The organism is Clostridium sp. TW13 (assembly GCF_024345225.1).
GTDB lineage: Bacteria > Bacillota > Clostridia > Clostridiales > Clostridiaceae > Inconstantimicrobium > Inconstantimicrobium mannanitabidum.
On the sequence record NZ_BROD01000001.1, the window covers coordinates 2,393,343 to 2,417,302 of the forward strand.

Here is a 23,960-nt window from a genome sequence, read left to right on the forward strand (position 1 = left end):
GATGTATTTAAACAATGAAGCATCGCAATCAGTTTTTCTTTATAATGTTAGTTCTATAAACACTGATCAGAAATTATATAAACAAGTAATTATATCAAATATGCTTCATGCAAAGTTTCTACTCAACAAAAACATTTTAAACCTAGATGTTTTTAACCAAATACATCTAGGTTTAAAAGAAATACTAAAAAGATTAGAAAACGGGGTCATTAAAATTGATCCCTCTTCTACAAATATTCAATGCTTTATAAAGGATACATTAGCCTACTACATTGATGATATTAGTAAAAACCTAGACATTGAGAAAAACTATGAAGCTGAATTGAATTTATCTATTAAACTTTATATAGATACACAGATAAATAATATGATCAGTAGCTTATGCTCCGTAAAAGAAATTTTGTCTTTAAATGCTGATTTAACTAAGGATGAATTTATAGAAAACTTTGTACCTCATTTTAATGATAGTCTTTTTAATCACCTATTAGGTTATAGTAATATTTTTGCTGATGATATTGATAGGCTCAATGATTATAAAAAAAGAAATAACATAGTTTCTTTAATTAATAATAATGAAACAAATATTATTGATGGCAAAGAAAATGCTTTTGATGAGGTTAATTTAAATCCAAGTATGTTAGAACAATTAAACTATTTATTAGATATTGACTACATCCTAGAAGTATCTTCTGCTATGTCAATAATAGTAATGCACGTAAATAAACTTATAGAAGAGTTTTTATTATTTAATTCTACTAACCATAAATTTATACAATTTTCCACTCCTAATTGCTTCTGTAATGATAAAACAAAAATCAGAGATTTTCTGCACCTAAAAGGTTTAAGAATCTCTGGAAATACTATCAAACTCTTCTCATCTACTAACTTAAATACAAAGGTATATCTAACAGAAAACTTGGAAAATATATTCGATACTATAGATAATTCATTAACTTGTGTTGAAATATTAAAGCAAATCTTACTTACTGTAAAAGTTGAAATTTAAATTAAATTTGCCCACCTATATGTTGCTGGGCAATATAGGAGAGGATTCATTTGAAAAAGGTTGGTATTATTGGTTCAACAGGCTATGTTGGTGTTGAACTTGTAAGATTATTACTTAATCATCCAGAAGTAAAACTTGAAGCTATAAGTTCTCAAAGTTTTAAGAATCAATCTATTGATTCTGTATATATGAATTTAAAAGGCATAACTTCACTTGTATGCGAAGATGAAGATTCAGTTATTAATAAAAGTGATGTTATTTTCACTGCCCTTCCACATGGTCTTTCAGAGAAAATTGCTTTGAAAACTTTAGAGCAAAATAAGCTGGTGATAGACTTAGGCGCAGATTTTAGAATAACAGATGAAAATATTTATGAAGAATGGTACGGTAAAAAATTTGATGTAGCAGATATACATGATTTTGCTACCTATGGATTGCCAGAAATAAATAAGGACACCATAAAGACGTCCAAAATAATTGCTAACCCTGGATGTTATGCTACTTCTATTGAACTGGGGCTATTACCTTTGGTAGCTAGTAATTTAATCTCCACCAAAGATATAATCTGTGATTCAAAATCCGGTGCTACTGGAGCAGGTAGAGGTCTTTCCTTAAGTACTCATTTTACTGAATGTAATGAAAGCTTAAGTGCTTATAAAATTGATGGCCATAGACATATTGGAGAAATTGAAGAAGTATTAACTTCCCAATCAAGAGATACGGTTGAAATATGTTTCACACCACATCTTTTACCTATAAACAGAGGTATTCTTTCAACTATTTATACAAAGCTTAACAATAATGAAGATTTAGAAATAATACATTCTGTATATAAAATTTATTATGAAAATTGCCCTTTCGTAAAAGTATTAGATCTTGGAGAAAGTGCAAACATAAAAAACATCAAATACTCAAATTACTGTCATATATCCATTCATAAAGATTTTAGGAAGGACAGACTAATTATTATTAGTTGTCTAGACAACATGATTAAAGGGGCTGCAGGACAAGCCATTCAAAATATGAATATTGCTCTAGGATTCGAGGAAACAGCTGGCTTAAACTTGATTCCGCCAGCATTTTAAAATTTAAGGAGGTAAACATGAATATTAAAATTGAAGATGGAAGTGTGCATTCACCATTGGGTTTTAAAGCAGCTGGAATTCACTGCGGAATAAAAAAACACAACAAAGATTTAGCATTAATTTATTCTGAAGTTCCTTGTGAAGCTGCGGGGGTTTTTACAAAAAGTGTAGTTAAAGGAGAACCCCTTTTAGTAACTATGGAAAATATCAAAGATGGTAAGGCTCAAGCTATAATTGTCAACAGTGGTAACGCTAATACTTGTACTGGTGATAAAGGGAAAGAAACTGCTTATTTAATGGCAAAATATACAGGTGAAAACCTTGATATAACTCCAAGTGATGTTTTAGTAGGCTCAACAGGAGTTATAGGAGTTCCTCTAGATATAAATCCAATAAAGAATTCATTACCTGCTCTAGTAGACTTGTTAGATAAGGGTAATGCTTTAGATGCCTGCGAAGCTATATTAACTACTGATATATTATCAAAAAATATTTCAGTAAAAATAGAAATTGATAATAAAATAATTACAATTGGAGCCATGGCAAAAGGTTCTGGCATGATTCATCCTAATATGGCAACCATGTTATCATTTATAACCACAGACTTAGCTATAAGTCATGATTTATTAAAAAAAGCATTAAAACAAACAGTTGATAATAGTTATAACAGAATTTCTGTAGATGGCTCTACTTCTACTAACGATATGGTTCTAATTTTAGCCAACGGATTAGCAGAAAATAAAATAATTACAGAAGAAGATGAAAACTATACAAAATTCGTAGAAGCTTTGCAATACCTTAATGTCTATTTGGCTAAATTAATTGCTAAAGATGGTGAAGGTGCAACAAAATTAATAGAATGCATAATAAACAATGCTTCAAGTCAAGAAGCTGCTGAAATTTGTTCAAAGTCCATAATTGCAGATAACCTTGTAAAAACAGCTATGTTCGGAAATGATGCTAACTGGGGAAGAATCTTAGGTGCTATAGGTAAAACTGCTCTTCCAATAGATGTTTCAATGATAGATGTAAGCTTTAAAAGTGAAAAAGGTTCGGTTTTAGTATGTCAAAATAGTGCTTATGTGAAATTTGATGAAGATAAAGCTTTTGATATTCTAAATTCGCCAGAAGTTACTGTGGATGTTGATTTTAAATCTGGAGTCTACTCTGCTAAAGCTTGGGGCTGCGACTTAACTTATGAATACGTAAAAATTAATGGAGAATACAGAAGCTAATGTCTTAAATTAGCTAATCTTCATTTATGTTTAAGTTAATTTACTGCTCCTTAATGTTAAAAATAAAAATATCAATAAGCAATAAATAAAGCGGGGTTTATTATATGGAAAATTACACAAAGGCACAGGTTTTGATTCAAGCCTTGCCTTATATTAAAAAATTTAGTGGCAAAACTATCGTAGTAAAATACGGTGGCAATGCGATGATAAATGAAGCTCTAAAAGAAAATGTTATAAAAGATTTAGTTCTAATGAAGTGCATTGGAATCAATATTGTGATTGTACATGGTGGCGGTCCTTTTATAACAGATTTATCAAATAAATTAAATATACAAAGTCAGTTTATAAATGGGCTTAGATATACTGATAAGGACACTATAGAAGTTGTTCAGATGGTGCTTGCAGGTAAAGTTAACAAGGAAATAGTAGCACTTCTACAAAAGCATGGAGAAAATGCACTTGGTATTACTGGTATAGATGGCAATCTGCTAAAGGCTAAACCTATATGCTCCGATGTAGACCTAGGTTATGTAGGTGATATCACTAAGGTCAATGTAAAACTTGTAGAAGATATACTTCAACTTGGTTATATTCCTGTAGTTGGTTCTATAGCCAGTGGCGATAATGATGGCAACTTATATAACATCAATGCTGATACCTGTGCAGCCAAAATTGCTGCTGCCTTAAAAGCAGAAAAGTTAATTTTATTAACTGATGTGGATGGGGTATGCCTAGATCCAAAGGATAAAAGCACTCTTATATCAACCTTGAAGCTTCATGAAATCCCTAAGTATGAGCAAGATGGAATAATTAAAGGTGGTATGATTCCTAAAATAGAATGTTGTGTTGAAGCCATCAGAAACGGTGTAAAGACTTCTCATATAATTAACGGTACTACACCAAACTCTTTACTATTAGAAGTTTTATCTGACGAGGGAATCGGAACAATGATTTATTAAAATATTTTTTATATTGGAGGTTTTTTTAATGAGTTACCTAATGAATACTTACTCCTACTTGCCTGTTACTTTTGTAGAAGGTAAAGGAGCTAAACTATATGATGATAAAAACAAAGAATATATAGACTTTTTCTCTGGTATCGGCGTAGCAAGTATAGGTTATAAAAATGAAAAATGGTTGCAAGCCGTAACTGCTCAGATTTCTGCTCTTCCACACTGTTCAAATATAGTTGCCCATAAAAATTGTATTGATTTAGCTGAAAAGCTATGTACCTACTCTAATATGAGTAAGGTTTTCTTTGCTAATTCTGGTGCTGAAGCTAATGAAGGCGCAATAAAGCTTGCCAGAAAGTATTCTCATGATAAATATGGTGATAATCGTAATACTATTATCAGTCTTAAAAGTTCCTTTCATGGCAGAACAATAACTACTTTGACTGCTACAGGACAGGATCGTTTTCATGAACATTTCTTCCCTTTTGCTCAAGGTTTTAAATACAGTGAACCTAATAACATCAATAACTTCAAAGAAAATTTAGATTCATCTGTATGTGCTGTTATGATGGAAGCAATTCAAGGTGAAGGCGGAGTTCACCCTCTTCAAAAGGATTTTGTTCAAGAAGTAGTTAAAATCTGCAACGAAAAAGATATAGTAGTTATCTTTGATGAAATTCAATGTGGAGTTGGAAGAACAGGAAAATTCTTTGGTTTTGAGCACTTTGATGTTAAAGCAGATATAGTAACCTTGGCCAAAGGTTTAGGTGGTGGCCTTCCTATAGGTGCTTTTATGTGCAATGCAAAACTTGAAAATACACTTGCTCCAGGAGATCACGGTTCAACTTTTGGAGGAAACCCAGTGGTTTGTGCAGGAGCTTTAGCAGTATTAGATCAAATTTGCAATGATAGCTTTTTAACCTCTGTATCAAAAAAATCAAAGCTTATCTTAGATTCTCTTAGCAATCTTCAACTAGATTCGATTGTTGAAACAAGAGGCATTGGTCTTATGATTGGTATAGAAATTAAAAATCTATCTGCCACAGTTCAAAAATTAGCTTTAGAAAAAGGACTTCTTGTAGGTACCGCTGGCAAGAACGTTATAAGACTTTTGCCACCACTTACAATAACCGAAGAAGAATTAACAACTGGATTAAATATATTAAAAGAAGTATTACTTGAAATTAAATAGGGGGGACTAATTATGACTAAACATTTATTAAAAATGGATGATTTTTCTGGTGAAGAAATAATAGAAGTACTTAACTTGGCTGACCAACTTAAGTATGAAGTAAAGCATAATATCAACAATAATCTATTGAAAAATAAAACCTTGGGGATGATATTTGAAAAATCCTCTACCAGAACAAGAGTATCCTTCGAAACAGGAATGTATCAATTAGGAGGTCACGCTCTATTTTTAAGTTCTCGTGACTTACAAATAGGTCGTGGGGAACCTATAAATGATACAGCTAGGGTTTTATCTAGATATCTTGACTGCATAATGATACGAACTTTTGAACAAGAAAAGGTAAATGAACTTGCTAAGTTCTCTTCTATTCCTATAATCAATGGACTAACTGATGATGAACATCCTTGCCAAATCTTAGCTGACTTAATGACAATAAGAGAATACAAAAAGATATTAAAAGGACTTAAAATTGCTTTTATAGGTGACGGAAATAATATGGCTCAATCCTTTATGATAGCCTGCCCTAAATTAGGTATAGACTTTTCATTGGCTTGCCCTAATGGATATACTCCAAAACCTGAATATATAGAATATGCAAATAAATTAGCCGATGAAAATAATGTTACCTTCTCACTTGTTCACTCACCTGCTGAAGCAGCAAAAGATGCAGATGTTCTCATCACTGATGTTTGGGCATCCATGGGGCAAGAAGATGAGGCTGAAAGAAGAAAAATTGCTTTTACAGGCTATCAAATAAATACTAGTCTCCTAGAACATGCTAAGCCAAATGCAATAGTTCTTCACTGTTTACCTGCTCATAGAGAAGAAGAAATAACTGCTGAAGTTTTTGAAGCTCATGCAGATGAAATTTTTGATGAAGCAGAAAACAGACTTCATGTTCAAAAAGCTGTAATGGTAAAGTTAGTTAAGCATTAAGTATAGAACCTCTTCCCTCTCTAGTTTATTTTAAATTAGAGAGTTTTTTATTCTTTAGGAAATTATATTCGCCTGGGATTTTTTATTTGAACTTATTTAACCTTGTAAAATCACTGGAAAAATAATATAATTTACATAACTAAATTAAGAAAAGGGTGGCAGAATAATATGATTAAAAATGATTTTAACGATGGGTTATCAGATCTATTTTTTACCTCTTTAGATAAATTAGATCACTTTGATGAAAATTACATAAACAATATTGAAGAACTTTATAAAGAATATTTAAACTTTGATTCACAATTTCTATTAAAATCACCTATGGAACAATTAGAAACTCTATATGTTCAACCTCTTACCAAGGATTATTCAAGATTATCCATATTGGGTATATTGTTTATTAAAGAATGGCTAGATGGAAATAACGGTGACGAAGGTTTCCACAAACTTACCAAAGGATTTGCCTTACTGAAATCAATCTACTTAGATGATAAAGATACAAAAATTGAAAACTACTCAGATTTTCTTTTAAAGGCTTCCGATATACTTACAGAGTATGAAGTTGATATAAGATTAAAATCAGATTTATTAAAAGTATATAGAAAAGATAATAACTTAACTATGGTTGATGAACTAGCTTTTGAGATTTTGGATGAAAATACAGAATACAAGGATTATATCTTAGAAGTATACAAACAACTATTAAATGAAGATGATGATTTCTTGACAGATAATGGTCTGTCTAAAGGCGAAATAGAAGATGCCATAGAAGATATAAGTCAATATTAATTTGTAACTACCTCCAATAAATTATTAACATATTTTTACTATTTGTAAAATATTGTATAATGTATTGGAGGTGATTAATTTGAAAAAGAAAAAAATAGTAATCATACTTTCTACTGTAATACTAATTACCTTAGTTTTCACAGTAACCTTTTGTTTAAATTTTAAAAGCACTAAAGTTACTACCGTTTCTAACAAAGTTTATGTTGGAGATCTGAATGTTTCAAAACAATCAAAAGAAGACTTAAAGAATAACTTAAATACCTACTTTTCAAAAAAGTTAAAAGAAACTTCTATTAAATTTGAAGTTGGTGATTATAAAGAAAACTTTTCCCTAGATAAAATAGGATTTAAATACAATGTAGATGAACTAGTAGACAAAGCCTTAAATGTTGGACATGATGGTAATATACTTACAAATGGTATTGAACAAATAAGCTCATTATTCTCTTCTAAAGTACTAGAAGCAAAACCTATCTTAGATAAAGATGTATTCGATGCTTTTAAAGCTACTATTAGTAAGAAAGTATCTAAACCTATTACAAACCCTAATGTCACTTTTTTAAATAATAAATTATCTATTTCTGGTGGAAAATCAGGAGTAACTTTAGACGAAAGTGGCTTTACGGAAAATATAAACAAACTAAATTTAGATAAAAATAATCTTGGGAATTTATCTTGTACCATTCCAACTAAAGAAGTGCCTGTAAATATATCTCCTGATATAGTAAATAAAATGACCATTATAGGCTCTTATTCTACAACTATCAATCATATAGATGCTGGAAGAACAAATAATATACGTCTGTTCTTAAGCAAGTTAAGTGGACATGTATTAATGCCAAACGAAACCTTTTCCTGCGACAAAACTGCTGGAAGTAGGGAAATAGCTGATGGCTATACTTCTGCTGCAGGATTTTCAAATAATCAAGTTGTAGATACTGTGGCTGGTGGAATCTGTCAAGGAGTAAGTACCTTGTATAATGCAGTATTATATGCAGACTTAAAAATTGTTGAAAGAGCGCCACATTGCATGGCAGTAACTTACATTGAAGAAGGAAGAGATGCTACCATCGCAAGTGGCAATATAGATTTTAAGTTTAGAAATAATAAAAATACTCCTGTAGTTATTCAATGTTATGTAAATCAAGGCACTACAGTAGTTGCTAATATTTGGGGAGTTAATGATACTCCAAACAAGAAAATAGAAATATCCGTTGAAAAACTCGGTCCTAACAAAACAAAAACCTATAAGAAAACACTCATCAGTGGTAAGGTTACTAAGACAGAAGTTCTTTCTGTTGATACCTATAAATAGTGCTAAAAAGAGCAGTTAAACAATGTGATATGCTCCCTTTGTAGTAGGCAATTCAAAGAATAAAACTGCTTACTATGAGGAACATATCTCACTGAACTGCTCTTAAATTTTTCACATATTACTATATAATTTTCTTATTAGCAAATTGACTATTATATAGTTGCTCATAGAAACCCTGTTGTTTCATTAACTGTTCATGATTTCCTTGCTCAATTATATTTCCATCATTTATTACTAAGATTAAATCCGCACTACGAATTGTTGAAAGTCTATGAGCAATTACAAAGCTTGTTCTTCCCTTCATTACATTCTTCATAGCATTCTGCAGCATGAGTTCTAATCTTGTATCAACTGAACTTGTAGCCTCATCTAATATAAGAATTGCTGGATCTTTTATTATTGCTCTAGCTATAGTTAAAAGCTGCTTCTCCCCTTGAGATATATTTGAAGCTTCCTCATTTAGAAACATATTATATCCATCTGGAAGAGTTTTTATGAAATGATGTACATTTGCTATCTTTGCAGCTTGAATAATATCCTCTTTCGAAGCTCCAAATCTTCCATACTCAATATTATCATTTATTGTTCCATTAAACAGCCAAGTATCTTGCAATACCATACCAAAAATTGAACGTAAATCTTCTCTCTTCATATCTCTTATGTCTACACCATCAATTTTTATTACCCCACCTTGAATCTCATAAAACCTCATTAATAGATTTATTAACGTGGTTTTTCCTGCGCCAGTAGGCCCTACAATTGCAACCATTTGACCACTTTTAATATCTACGCTTAAATCTTGGATTAGAGGTTTATCTTTAGCATATCCAAAGTTAACATGTTGAAAAGTCACATTCCCTTTAGGGTTTTCTAATTTTATTGATTCTTTTTTATCTGCAATTTGTTCCTCTTCATTTAAAATTTCAAGCACACGTTCAATTGCTGCAAACGCTGACTGTATAGAAGAAGATAATTGAGTCACCTGGGAAAGGGGCTGATTTATTTGCCAGATGTATCTAATAAATGCCTGTAGGTTTCCTACAGTAATTATTCCACCTATAACTTGAACTGCACCAATCATTATTATAATAGCTATTCCTAAGTATGTTATAAGTGATATCAATGGTGACATTATACTGGAGATAAATTGCGCCTTAAAACCTGTATTACAAAGTTCAGCATTTATAGCTTGGAACTCCTCTATTGCATCCTGCTGCTTACCATATAATTTTATCTCATTAAAGCCTGTATAAGCTTCTTGAACTTTACCATTAAGTTGTCCTAAAGCTTTCTGCTGTCCATAAAACAGCTTTTGTGATTTTGACACAATAAACTTTGATACTAAATAGGTTAATGGAATTATAAAAATAGCAATAAGAGCCATCTTCACATTAATTGTAAACATCATAGTCATGGCTAAGGACAATACCAATATTCCGTTAATTACTTGACTAAAACTTTGCTGAAATGCATTGGAAATAGTGTCCACATCATTAGTAATTCTACTTAATACATCACCATAACTATTTGTATCAAAATAATTTACAGGTAATTTTCTAATCTTATTTTGAACTGCATCCCTCAAATCTCTCATAGAGTTTTGAATAGCATTAGTCAATAGGTAACTTGCTAAGTAACTCGTTCCTGCACTCATTAAATAGATAACTGCTAAAATAATAAGAATTCTTATAATGTAATTAAAATTAACAGAAGCTCCTACCACTCCTTTTATTATATTAATCGAATCATTTTTAAGTTGTGTGGTTATTAACCCTTCTATTTTAGGAGATACAGCATTAAATACTGCTGCTGCTATTATTAGTAAAATAGCTCCAAAAAATCCTACCCTATAAGGCTTTACAAAGGGAGTAATCTGCTTTATAATTTTTCTTATTTTTTTCATTATGCTAATTCCTCCTCTGTAAGTTGTGATAAGGCTATTTCGTGGTATATACTACAAGATTTTAACAATTCTCTATGAGTGCCTATACCCACTACCTCTCCTTCATTTAAAACAATAATTTTATCAGCTTCCATAATAGATCCTATTCTTTGTGCTACAATTAGCACCACTGATTCCTTAGTTTCATCTTTCAATTTTGCCCTTAATTGTGCATCTGTCTTGAAATCTAGAGCAGAAAAACTATCATCAAAAATGAAAACTTCAGGTTTTCTAACCACTGCTCTTGCAATTGACAATCTCTGCTTTTGCCCACCAGATACATTAGTACCACCTTCAGCTATTACTTCATTGAATCTCTTCGGTTTACGTGAAATAAAATCATATGCTTGAGAAACTTTTGCTGAATGTTCAATTTCTCTATCACTGGCGTTTTTCTTTCCAAACCTGATGTTACTTCCTATGCTTCCTGTAAATAATAATGTTTTTTGAGGGATAAATCCTATCTTCTTACGCAATGACTTAATATCATAATCTCTTACATCTACACCATCAATTATAATACTGCCTTCTGTAACATCATAAAATCTTGGTATTAAGTTAATTAGTGTTGATTTACCACTACCTGTACTGCCAATAAAGGCTATAGTTTCTCCTTTTTTACCGCTGAATGAAATATTCTTAATTACTGGTTCTTCTCCATCTGGATATGTAAAAGTAACATCTTTAAATTCTATACTTCCTTTAATTTCTGTTTCCTTTACTCCGTTAGCAGGATTTTTTATTAACGGTTCTTCATCTAATATTTCTTGAATTCTATTAGCTGATACTTCTGCCTTTGGATACATTATAAAAACCATAGAAAATAACATAATAGAAAACATAGCATGGAATAGATAATCAACAAAAGCAGTTAATTGTCCAACTTTAAGACTTCCTACATTTATCATGCTGCTTGATATCCAAAATATAGCCAAAATTGATATGTTCAATAATAATATAAACATAGGTTGAGATATGGCCATAAGTTTATAAAGTTTTTTAGATATGGTTGCATATTTTTCATTTGTTTCTTGAAATCTTATTCTTTCATGTTCATCATTTCCAAAAGCTCTTATTACTCTTATACCAGTTAAATTTTCTCTTGATATTCTGTTCAATTTATCTAATCTTTTTTGCTGAGTTTCTGAAATAGGATGAGATATCTTAGCAATAACCACTACCCCTACAATAATGAAAGGTATTGTTATTGCAAGCACCAAAGTTAAATTCAAGCTTGTTCTAATAATCATAACCAAACTCACTATAAACATAACTGGCGTAATAACTGCCATTCTAAGCAAGGTATTTATAAACTGTAACAACTGAAACGCATCATTAGTAGTTCTTGTTATCATAGAAGATACTCCAAACTTATCATACTCGCTATGAGAAAATTCTTGAGACTTTCTAAAAATATCATTTCTTATATCTCTAGTTACACTGGTAGATATTTTTGAAGAACAATATCCAAGTAAAATTGTTCCCATAACACCTACGATTGATATAATCACAATTATAATGCCCATTTTCTTTACATAGGGTATATTATTGTGTACTATCCCATTATCAATTACCTTTGCCATTATTGTTGGAATTCCAAGTTCCACTAATGCAAAGCCCAAAACTGATATTACATCTAAAGCAATAAGCAATTTATATTTCTTCAAATACTTTAAAATTAATTTCATGTTCTTCTAACTCCTTATGTGATTTTTCTCACTAGACTTAATATATATCTAGACTCTAAATAGGTTGTAAGCTTACTTTTCTCCTGTTATTATATAAGCATAAGGTATACGGTAACCGTATAGTCAATAGGAGTTGTAAATTAATATGAGTGAAAATATAAACAAATATTTTAATACAGGAGAATTTGCTAAGTTATGTAATATAAAAAAGCAAACTCTCTTCCACTATGATGATATTGGACTTTTTTCACCGGAAATAAAAACTGAGAATGGATACAGATATTATTCAGTTCAACAATTTGAAGTATTTAATGTTATTCTTGCACTTAAAGAACTTAAAATGCCATTAAAAGAAATTAAGGAATATATGGATAACAGAACACCTGAATCATTAATCGATCTATTTGAACATAAAATAAATGAAGTAAGTAAAGAAATTGAACATCTAACTGCAATACAAAAATATATGAAAACAAAAATTGCTATTACCAAAAAAGCTTGTTCAATAGATTTAAATAAAATAACTTTAGAATTGCTAAAAGAAGAGAAACTTGTGTTGAGTCGTTCTATTAATAATCTAAGTTACAAAGATTATTTAAAAGCTGTGGCTGAACATATGGACTACTGCAATACTCACCATTTAGATACTGGTCATTCTATCTGTGCAATGATAAGCAAAGAAAATATTCTCAAGGGAGTGAATGAAAACTACTCTCATATATATACTAAATTAACCTCTAATAAAAACATTAAGGGTAAAACTGTATATACTAAGCCTAAAGGTCTTTATGCAATTGCTTACCATAAAGGAAGTTATACTACTATAGATACAACCTATCAAAAAATATTAAAATATTTGGATGAAGCCAGCTTAACTATGGGCAACTTTGCCTATGAAGAATGTATATTGGATGAGACAACTAAGAATGGGTATGATAACTATGTAACTCAGATTTCCGTTGAAATTCATGAGCATGTTACTGTATAATCTAAATTATATAATTTCTATATTTAGGCATCTGAAGTATATAGGTTTATACGCTAATCTATTTGTATTTGTTATTTATTTTCAGGCGCCTTAACTAAAATGGGAGGTAGATATTTTACATGAAATTTTTAAAGTATATGCTTATATTTATACCTATAAGCCTAATAGCTAAATTTATGAATGCTTCTCCATCATTAATGTTTGTGCTAGCAGCATTATCAATAATACCGTTAGCTGGTCTTATGGGAGAAGGAACAGAAGAGATTTCATTTTATTCTGGTCCTAAAATAGGTGGATTTTTAAATGGAACATTTGGAAATGCCACAGAACTTATAATATCATTTTTTGCTCTTAAAGAAGGACTTTTCGAGGTTGTTAAATCATCCGTTGCTGGTTCAGTAATAGGAAATGTATTATTAGTATTAGGTGCAAGCATGCTTGCTGGAGGTTTAAAACATAAGACTCAGTATTTTAATAAAAAAGTTGTTGAAGTATCTTCAAGTATGCTATTATTCGCAGTTGTAGGATTATGTATACCCGCATTGTTTACTCATACAGTTGATCCTAAACTTTTAAACACAAGATATGAAGGGTTAAGCATATTTGTAGCTATAATTATGATCACTATATACATCCTAAGCTTAGTATTTTCTTTCTTTACTCACAAGGAAATTTATGCTACTGCTTCTGAAGAAGAAAACACAGCTACTGCTAAATGGTCACTTAAAAAGGCTATCTTAGTTTTAGTCGTTGCTACAATATTAATAGCAATAGAAAGTGAATTCTTGGTAAGTGGTATTGAACCACTTACTAAAACTTTAGGACTTAGTGAATTCTTTGTTGGAATAATTTTAATTCCTATAATAGGAAATGCAGCTGAACATAGTACAGGAATTGTTATGGCTATGAAGAACAAGATGGATGTTGCCATTGAGATAGCAATAGGTTCAAGCTTACAAATCATCTTATTCGTAACTCCTGTATTAATATTCTTAAGTTTATTCTTTACTCCTATGAGTATTGAATTTAACCAATTTGAATTAATTGCATTAATAGTTGCAGTGTTAATAGTCAACCGAGTATCCAGTGATGGAGAATCTAACTGGCTTGAAGGAGTTCAACTTCTTGCAGTATATTCGATAATTGCAGCTTGTTTCTTTATACTATAAAAAACTCATAATTTTATTAAGACATCTAATTTTAGTGATTAGATGTCTTTTTTCATTAATAATTATAATTTCGCCCTAAATAGTTATCAAAAGATAGTTGTCATTTGATAACTATCTTGTTATAATTATTTTATTCCAATAATGATTATCAGAGGAGATTTATTATGAATAAAGAAGATTCTAGAAAATTGATATTAAATATGGTTAACTTTTATACTCTTTTCAATGTTGAATTTATGGACCTTATACCTGACCTTAGTAACTCTGAAATAAGCCCTTTACTTTCAAAAATAATAAATTATATACATTTAGAAGGAACAACTACTTCATCAAATTTAAGCAAAAAATTAAATATTTCTGTACCCAATATAAGTAGAAGCATAAATACGTTATACTCTCTTGGTTACATAATTAAAACTCAAGATAAAAAAGATAGAAGAATTATTTATCTATCTTTATCAAATAAAGCTTTAGATTTAATTGCAACTGTTATCTCCAAATCAGAGAAAATATTCTTAGAGAGATTTAAAGTTCTTACCACAGATGAAATACACGATATGTATGAATCCTTCTATAAAATACAAAATTTACTTATAAAAATGCGTGAACTAAATAGTAAAAAATAACAAATTACAATGGAGTTGATTTTAATGATCTCAAAAACTATAAAATCCAAATTAATAGTATTAATAAGCATGCTACTATTGCTTGTAAGTTCTGGCCTAGGAATTGTATCTTATATTAATGCATCTAATGCTTTAGTATCTAATATAAAAAAGACACTTCCTCAAATAGCTACTCAAGCATCTAATACTGTGCAATCTAATTTAGATAGACATTTAAATTCTATGGAAATAATTGCTCAAGTCATATCAAATTCAAAAAGTACACCATCCCAAATCATGAATTTACTACAAGGTGAAGCTAAAAGAAATGGTAGCATACGAATGGGTTACTCAGATATCAATGGTAATATTACTTATACCGATGGACAACAAGCTAATATAAAAGATACTACCTATTTCAAAAAATCTATTTCTGGTGAAAACTTTGTAGATGATCCTGTAGTTAACGAACAAAAAACTGCTATGTCCATGGCGTACTCTGTTCCTATAAAGAATGGCTCTTCAGTAATTGGGGTTTTAGTTACTATAAGAGATGGTATGGAATTAAGCGATATGATTAAAAAAATAGCCTTTGGTAAAACAGGAAGTGCATATATGATTAATAGTGAAAGTTACAGTATTGCTTATATGGATTCAAGTATGCCACTAAATAGATATAATTCAATAAAAGAAGCAGAAAAAAATCCAAAGCTTAAGGCCATTGCAGATATGCAAAAAAGAATGATAGCAGGTGAAACTGGCTTAAATTCTTATACTTTCAATGGCAAGGAAGCTTATGGTGGTTTTGCTCCTGTAAAAAATGAAAAATGGTCCATAGTTGTTATTTTAGATAAATCAGAGCTTTTATCAGAGCTTAATTCATTAAAGATTTCTATTACTATATCATCATTAGCATTCTTGCTTGTTGGGATTATAATTATTTATATAATTGCACATAAATTATCTACTAGAATTAAATATTCATCAAAAACATTAAATGTATTATCTACAGGAGATTTTACAAGTGAAATCAGTGAAAAACAATTAAACTACAAGGATGAAATTGGTGATATGGCTAATTCCATGAGTACAATGCAAAGTTCTATTAAGAATATGCTTAAAGTATCCAAAAATAGTTCAATTGTTATAGGAAATGATGCCAATAATTTATCTAATATCTCTCAACAGATGGCCTCTTCCTCTAATAATGTATCTGTATCAATCCAGGAAGTTGCTAGTGGAGTAAGCTCTCAAGCTGATGACCTAATTGAAATCACCTCAATATTAGCAGACTTTAGCAATAAATTAGAAAATATAGTATACAATATAAAAGATATAGACGAAAACATATTATCTATGAATGGACTTGCAAATGATAGTAATGCTAATATGAAATTGCTGATGGAAGCAGTAAATGGAATAACTAATTCTTTTATGAGTTTATCTGGTCAGATTCTTGACTTCAACAATAATATAAAAGAAGTAAATAATATAGTTACAATAATTAATTCAATTGCAGATCAAACTAATTTATTAGCATTAAATGCTTCAATAGAAGCTGCAAATGCAGGTGAAGCTGGTAAAGGCTTTGCTGTTGTTGCAAATGAAGTTAGAGCTCTAGCAGAACAAACTAAGGTTTCATCACAGCATATTACCAAATTAATTTCAGATCTCTCAATAGGAACTTCTAGTATTACCCAAAATACCAATACTATGAAAATTGAACTAGAAGAACAAGGTAACATTATTGATGAAACAATAAATTCCTTTGAAAAAATTCTTAACTCAATTAGAGTTATGCTCCCTAAAGTGCAATCTATAAATTCATCTGCTGTAGAAGTTGAAAAGGAGAAAGATATTATATTAAATAAAATTGAAAACGCTTCTGCCATAGCTGAAGAAATATCAGCCTCCTCCCAAGAAATAACTGCATCGACAGATGAGATGAATAATTTATCTGGTAAAGTAGCTTCCACAGCTATTACTCTAGATGATACAATTCAAAATATGATAGAGCAACAAAATAAATTTAAAATTTAACGTGAGTATTGTGCATTATAAAAGAAAATAAGAAAGCCGTTAGCGCTTTCTTATTCTTTCTATATAATTTCATTTTATTAGTTCTAAATAAATATTTATAACTTTCAGCATTTATAAGCTAGTCTATAGATTAATAAAATCTAAAAGATTACTTATATATATCTGAGAACTCAATTTTTATTCTTTCTACATGACTATTAATAGTATTTTTAACTATTCCAGTATTTTCCTTATTTTCTTGATTATCTAGCACCCTTACAGGAAATTTTATGATAAACTTAGTTCCAAATCCCAATTTACTTTCAGCAGAAATGGTGCCACCTTGCATTTCAACCAATGATTTCACAATAGATAATCCAATACCGCTACCTTCATGGTTTCTTGTAAAAGATCTATCTGCTTGCCTGAATCTATCAAATATTATTCCTATCTTCTCATCTGATATTCCAATACCCGTATCTTGAATTACAATAGTTACATACTCTTCACCATCATACATATTTACAGATATGCTGCCACCATCAGGTGTGAATTTTATACAATTAGACAATATATTTAATAGTATTCTTTCAATTTTATCTAAATCACATGCTATTATTTTTTCTTCAATATCTGTATCAAAAATTAGTTTTATATTATTATTACTTATATATTCCGCTACAGACATAGTTATATCTTCAACCACATTAATAATGTCACAATTCACCATATTTAAATCTAGATATCCCGCATCTAATTTAGTGGAGTCTATCAAATTATTTATTAATCTAAGTAATCTAAAACAATTCTGCTTTTGTATATTTAAATTTTTAACCACTTTCTCCTTATGCTTTATACTTTCCTCATCCTCAAGCATTAATTCTCCAATTTGAATTGATCCTAAAATAATATTTAAAGGAGTCCTTAACTCATGAGAAATATTTGCAAAAAACTCTGTTCTTAATTTTTCAAGTTCAAGTCTTTCATGCTCCAAAGCTAATTCAAGTTGCTTTCTTTCAGTAACATTACGTACAGCCACAATAGCTCTTTCATCTTCACCTATCTTTGTTACTCTAAGGTTAAGCTCTATATTAAATTCAGTAGTATCACTTCTTTTTCCAACTAACTCTACAATTAGTGGATTAATTTTTTTCACTTCATTAATTAATTGAGCTATATCAAATTTACCATTATGAGATTGGCGTGAAAGAATGTCATTTGCATTTTTTCCTATCATCTCTGCACGAGAATATTTAAACATTGCTGCAGCAGTCTCGTTTACATCAATGATATTACCATATATATCATTAATGAATATTCCATCATTAACAGAATTAAAGATAGTATCTAAATACATTTTACTTTCTTCAGTTTCTTTTTGAGATTTCTTTTGTTCTAGCTCTCTACGTGCACTTTGAACTAAAGTCCTTACAAGAACTTGATAATATTCAATTATATGCTCCACCTTTTTCTTAGAAAACCTAGGTACCTTATTCAATGCATCTAAATATTCTTCTTCATTTATTCCAAATTCTAATGCTTGCTTACGAAAAACATCTATGTCTACTTTTTCATCCTCATAAAAAAACTGTCCAAAAAATACTGTTGCTATATGTTCATTTTCAATAATAATTGGGATAGCTGCCTCCCATAAATTATTTAGGCATTTATACTCCACATATTTTTTATGCTTTAGATGTTCACTTATATATTTATCACTTATATAGCACCGCTCACAACTAATAGGATTTACTCTATGATACTTTGTACATATATCCTGCCATCCAGCCTCAACAATTATATCTCCATTGGCTCCAATAACCCCAATAGGAATCCCTATTGCATTATATATACTTTCCCCCATTTTTTTTAGCCAATTAACGTTAATTAAATCTAAAAATCTGTTATTTTCCATATATCCTCCAAGTATAACACTGCACTATTTTCTCAACCCCCATAACTAATACCTTTAATTCTATTTTACATATTGTACTATATTATACCATAAATTTATATTTTTTGGCATAATATTATATATATTAATTTATAAACTATAATATTACTACTAAACACTTATAGGATTAAACAAAATAGGAGTTAACCAAATTTTATTTTGATTAACTCCTATTTTTAACCCATAATCACATTTTCCATCTATTGATTTGTCTTACATACATCCATTTTGCAAATACATAATATATTGTTTGAAATATCAAATATATTGCAGCAATGAATATGAAATATTTTGCATATAAAATACCTAATGATTTTACTGCAAACACTGCATGCAATAAAGCTACTGTTAATGGTAAAAAGAACATTATAAAAATCTGAATGCTTACTATTTTCTTTATTTCTTCTGTTGTTACTCCAATCTTTTTCAATCCTATAAACTCCTGCTTGTCTTTTTGGATTTCATTAAACATTTTAAAGTACAATATACTACCTGTAGCTATAAAGAAAATTGCAGAAACAAAAGTTCCTATAAATAGTATTACTGATAGCATTTGCATTAATGTTGCCATACTCGTTACTCTTTCAAAATAGAAGTCTTTTTGCTCTTTCCCTACTAGATTGTTTATTTGCTCTACAGCATTTGCAGCCTTAAAACTATGTTGTATATTATAACTATAAAATATATATCTCTCATTATCAGCAGCATTATTCCACAAGCTATAAAAAGTACTATCATTAATTACTAAAGTATTTGAATTCTTCTTATCAGCATTTATTATTCCACCTCTAATATTTTCTTTTAAATTCCAATGGTTGATTACTCCTTCTATCTCTACATTTACCACCTTTTTACTTCCAAAAGGTAATGATTGTTGCTCAAAACCAATGTTACTATTTAGATCATAAGTATATATAACTACTTCATCATTATTTAATTTTAAGGTCTTTTGACTATATTGTCTAGCTAAAGCATTAAAACTACTTTGAGACATTATATTAAAGTCAGTTGAATTCAGCGCTATTCCATAAATATTTTTTTTATTTTTAAATTTGTCAGAATTTTTTCCTTTTAAAAGTTCTACTTTGTTTTTAAATTTTATTGAAAAATTGCTTTTCTTTAATATATCTTCAACCTTATTCATGCTTACAACCCTATGAGAATTGACGCCTTGTTCTATAAAACTTATATCTTGAGGGCAATTATCTTCACAAGTTGACATAGCTATTTTTTCCACCGAATACACTGCAACTGATGCTGCCAACGTAATGCCGCTAAGTATAGATGTAATAAATAATATCTTTGAATTATCTTTTAATTTATATACTATTTGAGACAAAGTTATAAAATTTATTCCTTTATAATAAACTCTTTTATTCCTTTGAAGTCTACTAGTTAAATATACGCTGAACTGAGAAAATAAAAGGTAAGTTCCAATAATAACAACTATAAGTATTGGAAACATAGTCATAATAATAAGTGCCTTTGAAAATATTCCAACTACATAACCTGAAATTATTAACAATATTCCTATTGTTGCCTTTATTCTAGAGAACTTAGGTGTAATTTTAGGTATCCTTTCACCCTTTAACAGCTCTATTATATTATTATTCTTTATCTTAAAGCTTGTAATAAAACTTATTAGTTGAAATACTATAAAAAAGCATACTACTGTTATAACTATAGCTTTGATAGATATGCCAAACGGAATTTCTGAATTTAAATCTAAAATCACAGCCACTGCTAAAAAAAATAACTTTGAAAACAGTATTCCAAAAACAATACCAGTAAAAATAGAAGCCATAGATATAATTAAATTTTCAAGCATAACATATCGTCTAATTTGACCTTTTGTTAAACCAAACATAGCCAAGAGTCCAAACTCTTTTTCTCTTGATTTTAGAAAGTTAGAAATAGAGTATCTAGTAAATATAAAAGTAAATAATACAATAACAAATTCACATAAGTACATCATCTCAGAAGCCATTTGCCCCATACTCCCTGTGTTTGGATTCACCTTACTAATCTGAGGATTGAAAATAAAATTAGCAAATATAAAAAATATGGTTACAACTATTACATTGCTTATATAATACATAACATATTTATTTAGATTTCCTTTAATGTTCTTAATCGCTATATTTCTGATTGTCATCTTCAGCACCTCCTTCTATAATGAAAAATTATTTGTTGTTCTTCCACCTAAAAGTGAAAGAGCATCCATAATCTCTTTAAAGAAGGCTTGTCTATTACCCCCATTTACAATCTCTAAAAAATATCTCCCATCCTTTATCATAACTATCCTGTCGCAAAAACTAGCTGAAAAAGGATCATGAGTAACCATCATTATTGTAGCATTCTTTTTCTGGTTCAAATTTGTAAGTGTTTCCATAACATCCTGTGACGCTTTAGAATCAAGATTTCCTGTAGGCTCATCTGCAAGAATTACAGAAGGATTATGTATCAAAGCTCTTGCACAAGCTGCTCTTTGTTGTTGTCCTCCTGAAATTTCATAAGGCTTTTTGTTTAAAATATCTTTAATATTTAAAAGAGTTGACATTTCGTCTAATCTGCTTTCTATTTCTTTAACCTTTTGTTTAGATAATACAAGAGGCAAAATTATATTCTCCTTAACTGATAATGAATCTAAAAGATTAAAATCTTGAAATATAAAACCAAGCTCCTTTCTCCTAAATAATGCTGTATCCTTTTCATTTAACTTTGTAGGATTTGTTCCATTTATAAATAACTCTCCAGATGAAGGACTATCAATAGTTGCCATTATGTTAAGTAATGTGGTTTTACCACTACCAGACGGCCCCATCACCCCTACAAATTCACCTTTCTCTATTTTTAAGGTGAACTTATCTAAGGCCTTAAACATTATTCCTCCCTTTTTTCCCCCATATATTTTTGTTATATTTTCTGCTCTTAAAACTGACATATATAAAACCTCCGGTTTGCTTTTTTATTAACTTTTACTTAAGTCACTAAAGTTATTATAAAAAAAGCAGAGAAATCTTAGTATCGATTTCTCTTTCATTTTCAATATAAACATTACAAATTTGAAAGATTATATTTTAAAAATGTTCTTTTCTTTATTAAAGACTATGAAAAAGTTTGTCCCATCTCCTTCTTTTGATTCAACATGCAATTTGTGTCCAAGCTCATCACAGATACGTTTTGATAAATACAAACCCATACCTGTTGATTCTGAAGTTTTTCTTCCATTTTTCCCTGTGAAAAAAGCATCAAATACACGTCCTAAATCTTCTCTAGGTATGCCAATGCCGTTATCTTCTATGCTTAATAATACATTATCTTTTCTATCTTCGATGCTTATATTTATACTTTTTGCATCCTTAAAACTTGCATTTGTATATTTTATAGCATTAATTATAATTTGATTGATAACAAAATACGCCCATTTCTTATCTGTATAAACCTTTGTCTCATTCCCTAATACCTTAGGAAAAATTCTACTTTTTATAAATGATTTTTTATTATCATTTATTACTTTTCTTGCAAGAACAGTTAAATCAATATCCTCTACATTAAAATCATGATTAAACTCATTTATCCTTGCATTATAAAGCATAATATTAAGACCTTGTGTTATCTTTTCATTTTCTTCCCCTATACTCTCAAAACTTTCTTTAGCCTCTTCAAAATTTTCTTCCTGTAAAATTAAATTAATCACTGAAACAGGGGTCTTCATTTGATGTACCCATTGATTAATAAAAGTTAAATACTGTTTTTGCATATCTTGATATTTATAGAGTTCTTTCTCATAAATTTTATGTAATCTAGTTAATATATTTTTAAAAATATTTTCCTCTGCTGTTCTAACTTCTCCAACATTTATAATTGCATCTATAATATTTTCACAATTAAGTATTTCTCCAAGTCTGTTATAAAAACTTCTCACTTTAGAATACTCATATATCAAAAATATAATAAAAATAACTATTGAAACAATATAGGCATAGACACAATTTTCTATTGAAAAATAAGATAGCTTAATGAAAGTAGATAGATCCATTATTAGCATTACTAAAGAAATCCCTATAAAATATGTTATTGCGTAAGATATCTTGTCCTTTAGAAAATCTTCAAATTTCATTTTATTCACTTATACCGCCTTCTTCCCAATTACTCACCAACACATATCCTTGTCCTCTTTTGGTTTCTATAGCATTGATAATACCTACTTCTTCTAACTTTTTTCTAAGTCTAGTAACATTAACAGAGAGAGTATTATCATCAATAAAATCAATATCATTCCAAAGAATTTCAAGCAATGAATCTCTTGATACTATTTTATTAATATTCTTCACTAAATAAAGCATAAGTGAAAATTCATTTTTTGTAAGTTCACTCCTCTTATCTCTAAACTCTAAAATATTTTTATCATTATGTAGAATTAGTTGACCAACCTTAACTACATTAGAATTACCTGTTGCATAGCTACCATACACTCTTCTAAAAACACTTTTAACCTTAGCCAAAAGTACATCAAAAGAGAACGGTTTTATTATAAAATCATCTGCTCCATTCTCTATGGCCATAACTTGATCCATATCTGAATCTCTAGCTGAAATAAATACTATTGGTACCTTGGAACGAACTCGTATACCTCTACACCAATAAAACCCATCAAAAAAAGGCAAGTTTATATCCATCAAAACAAGATCTGGATTATATTTTATAAATTCTTCTGTTACTTTTGAAAAATCTTCAACCAAAAATATATTATATCCATACTTCTCCAAATGTTTTTTCATAAGTTCTGACATTTTTTTATCATCCTCTATAATCATAACGCTATACACATTCCCACATCCCTTACTCTTACTTTATTGTAATTTCCTAAAGAATAAAAAATCTTCTTTCTCTTATGGCAAGAAGATACGTAACTTTTATATTTAAAAAATCAAACTAATGCTAGAATACTCCTAATCCTTTAATTTGAAAAAGTACACAAATTACACAACTGTAAATTTATTATACTATAATACCCTATTATATTTAAATAGTAAAAACCATGTGGGTTTTGTCCCACATGGTTTTCATTATTTAAATTT

The 23,960-nt window shown here is 29.5% G+C and carries 19 protein-coding genes; 12 read left to right on the top strand and 7 right to left on the bottom strand.

What is annotated here, in order from left to right:
* Position 1 precedes the first annotated feature (1 nt).
* The 8 genes from OCU47_RS11680 (at position 2) to OCU47_RS11715 (ending at position 8,511) form a co-directional block, all read left to right on the top strand.
* Entirely contained in the window at positions 2-1,006 is a 1,005-nt protein-coding gene (locus tag OCU47_RS11680; protein ID WP_261828774.1) for a lyase family protein, read from the top strand.
* Positions 1,007-1,056: 50 nt separating this feature from the next.
* Positions 1,057-2,091: an N-acetyl-gamma-glutamyl-phosphate reductase gene (argC, locus tag OCU47_RS11685; RefSeq protein WP_261828775.1), complete on the top strand. Its 1,035-nt coding sequence runs from the start codon at positions 1,057-1,059 to the stop codon at positions 2,089-2,091.
* Between the two features lie 17 nt (positions 2,092-2,108).
* Entirely contained in the window at positions 2,109-3,326 is a 1,218-nt protein-coding gene (argJ, locus tag OCU47_RS11690; protein WP_261828776.1) for a bifunctional glutamate N-acetyltransferase/amino-acid acetyltransferase ArgJ, read from the top strand.
* 104 nt (positions 3,327-3,430) lie between these two features.
* Positions 3,431-4,285, top strand: coding sequence for an acetylglutamate kinase (gene argB, locus OCU47_RS11695; protein ID WP_261828777.1), 855 nt, complete (start codon positions 3,431-3,433; stop codon positions 4,283-4,285).
* A gap of 28 nt (positions 4,286-4,313) precedes the next feature.
* Positions 4,314-5,471, top strand: a complete 1,158-nt coding sequence (locus OCU47_RS11700; RefSeq protein WP_261828778.1) for an aspartate aminotransferase family protein — start codon at positions 4,314-4,316, stop codon at positions 5,469-5,471.
* A gap of 12 nt (positions 5,472-5,483) precedes the next feature.
* On the top strand, positions 5,484-6,407 hold the full coding sequence (gene argF, locus OCU47_RS11705) for an ornithine carbamoyltransferase (protein ID WP_261828779.1): 924 nt from the start codon (positions 5,484-5,486) through the stop codon (positions 6,405-6,407).
* Between the two features lie 168 nt (positions 6,408-6,575).
* Positions 6,576-7,196: a hypothetical protein gene (locus tag OCU47_RS11710; protein ID WP_261828780.1), complete on the top strand. Its 621-nt coding sequence runs from the start codon at positions 6,576-6,578 to the stop codon at positions 7,194-7,196.
* Between the two features lie 79 nt (positions 7,197-7,275).
* Complete coding sequence (locus tag OCU47_RS11715; RefSeq protein ID WP_261828781.1) at positions 7,276-8,511, top strand: VanW family protein; 1,236 nt, start codon at positions 7,276-7,278, stop codon at positions 8,509-8,511.
* A 121-nt stretch (positions 8,512-8,632) separates the two neighbouring features.
* Here OCU47_RS11715 and OCU47_RS11720 read toward each other — a convergent pair whose 3' ends face one another.
* Positions 8,633-10,414, bottom strand: a complete 1,782-nt coding sequence (locus OCU47_RS11720) for an ABC transporter ATP-binding protein (protein WP_261828782.1) — start codon at positions 10,412-10,414, stop codon at positions 8,633-8,635.
* Positions 10,414-12,141, bottom strand: a complete 1,728-nt coding sequence (locus OCU47_RS11725; RefSeq protein WP_261828783.1) for an ABC transporter ATP-binding protein — start codon at positions 12,139-12,141, stop codon at positions 10,414-10,416. The genes OCU47_RS11720 and OCU47_RS11725 overlap by 1 nt, the downstream gene beginning before the upstream one ends.
* A gap of 145 nt (positions 12,142-12,286) precedes the next feature.
* Here OCU47_RS11725 and OCU47_RS11730 point away from each other — a divergent pair, with 145 nt between their 5' ends.
* The 4 genes from OCU47_RS11730 (at position 12,287) to OCU47_RS11745 (ending at position 16,943) form a co-directional block, all read left to right on the top strand.
* Complete coding sequence (locus OCU47_RS11730) at positions 12,287-13,129, top strand: MerR family transcriptional regulator (RefSeq protein WP_261828784.1); 843 nt, start codon at positions 12,287-12,289, stop codon at positions 13,127-13,129.
* A gap of 119 nt (positions 13,130-13,248) precedes the next feature.
* Positions 13,249-14,298, top strand: a complete 1,050-nt coding sequence (gene cax / locus OCU47_RS11735) for a calcium/proton exchanger (protein WP_261828785.1) — start codon at positions 13,249-13,251, stop codon at positions 14,296-14,298.
* A 164-nt stretch (positions 14,299-14,462) separates the two neighbouring features.
* Positions 14,463-14,924 (top strand): MarR family winged helix-turn-helix transcriptional regulator, encoded by a 462-nt coding sequence (locus OCU47_RS11740; RefSeq protein ID WP_261828786.1) that lies wholly within the window; start codon positions 14,463-14,465, stop codon positions 14,922-14,924.
* A gap of 24 nt (positions 14,925-14,948) precedes the next feature.
* Positions 14,949-16,943 carry a methyl-accepting chemotaxis protein gene (locus OCU47_RS11745; RefSeq protein WP_261828787.1) on the top strand — a complete coding sequence of 665 codons (1,995 nt, stop codon included), beginning with the start codon at positions 14,949-14,951 and terminating at the stop codon, positions 16,941-16,943.
* 148 nt (positions 16,944-17,091) lie between these two features.
* Here OCU47_RS11745 and OCU47_RS11750 read toward each other — a convergent pair whose 3' ends face one another.
* The 5 genes from OCU47_RS11750 to OCU47_RS11770 all read right to left on the bottom strand — a co-directional run bounded on the left by OCU47_RS11750 (position 17,092) and on the right by OCU47_RS11770 (position 23,708).
* Entirely contained in the window at positions 17,092-18,837 is a 1,746-nt protein-coding gene (locus OCU47_RS11750; protein WP_261828788.1) for a sensor histidine kinase, read from the bottom strand.
* Between the two features lie 226 nt (positions 18,838-19,063).
* Positions 19,064-21,031 carry an FtsX-like permease family protein gene (locus OCU47_RS11755; RefSeq protein ID WP_261828789.1) on the bottom strand — a complete coding sequence of 656 codons (1,968 nt, stop codon included), beginning with the start codon at positions 21,029-21,031 and terminating at the stop codon, positions 19,064-19,066.
* Between the two features lie 15 nt (positions 21,032-21,046).
* Positions 21,047-21,820, bottom strand: coding sequence for an ABC transporter ATP-binding protein (locus OCU47_RS11760; protein WP_261828790.1), 774 nt, complete (start codon positions 21,818-21,820; stop codon positions 21,047-21,049).
* A gap of 129 nt (positions 21,821-21,949) precedes the next feature.
* The gene (locus OCU47_RS11765) at positions 21,950-22,999 is read right to left on the bottom strand and encodes a sensor histidine kinase (protein WP_261830626.1); all 1,050 of its coding nucleotides are present in this window, start codon (positions 22,997-22,999) and stop codon (positions 21,950-21,952) included.
* Between the two features lies 1 nt (position 23,000).
* Positions 23,001-23,708 (bottom strand): response regulator transcription factor, encoded by a 708-nt coding sequence (locus OCU47_RS11770; RefSeq protein ID WP_261828791.1) that lies wholly within the window; start codon positions 23,706-23,708, stop codon positions 23,001-23,003.
* Positions 23,709-23,960: the final 252 nt, after the last annotated feature.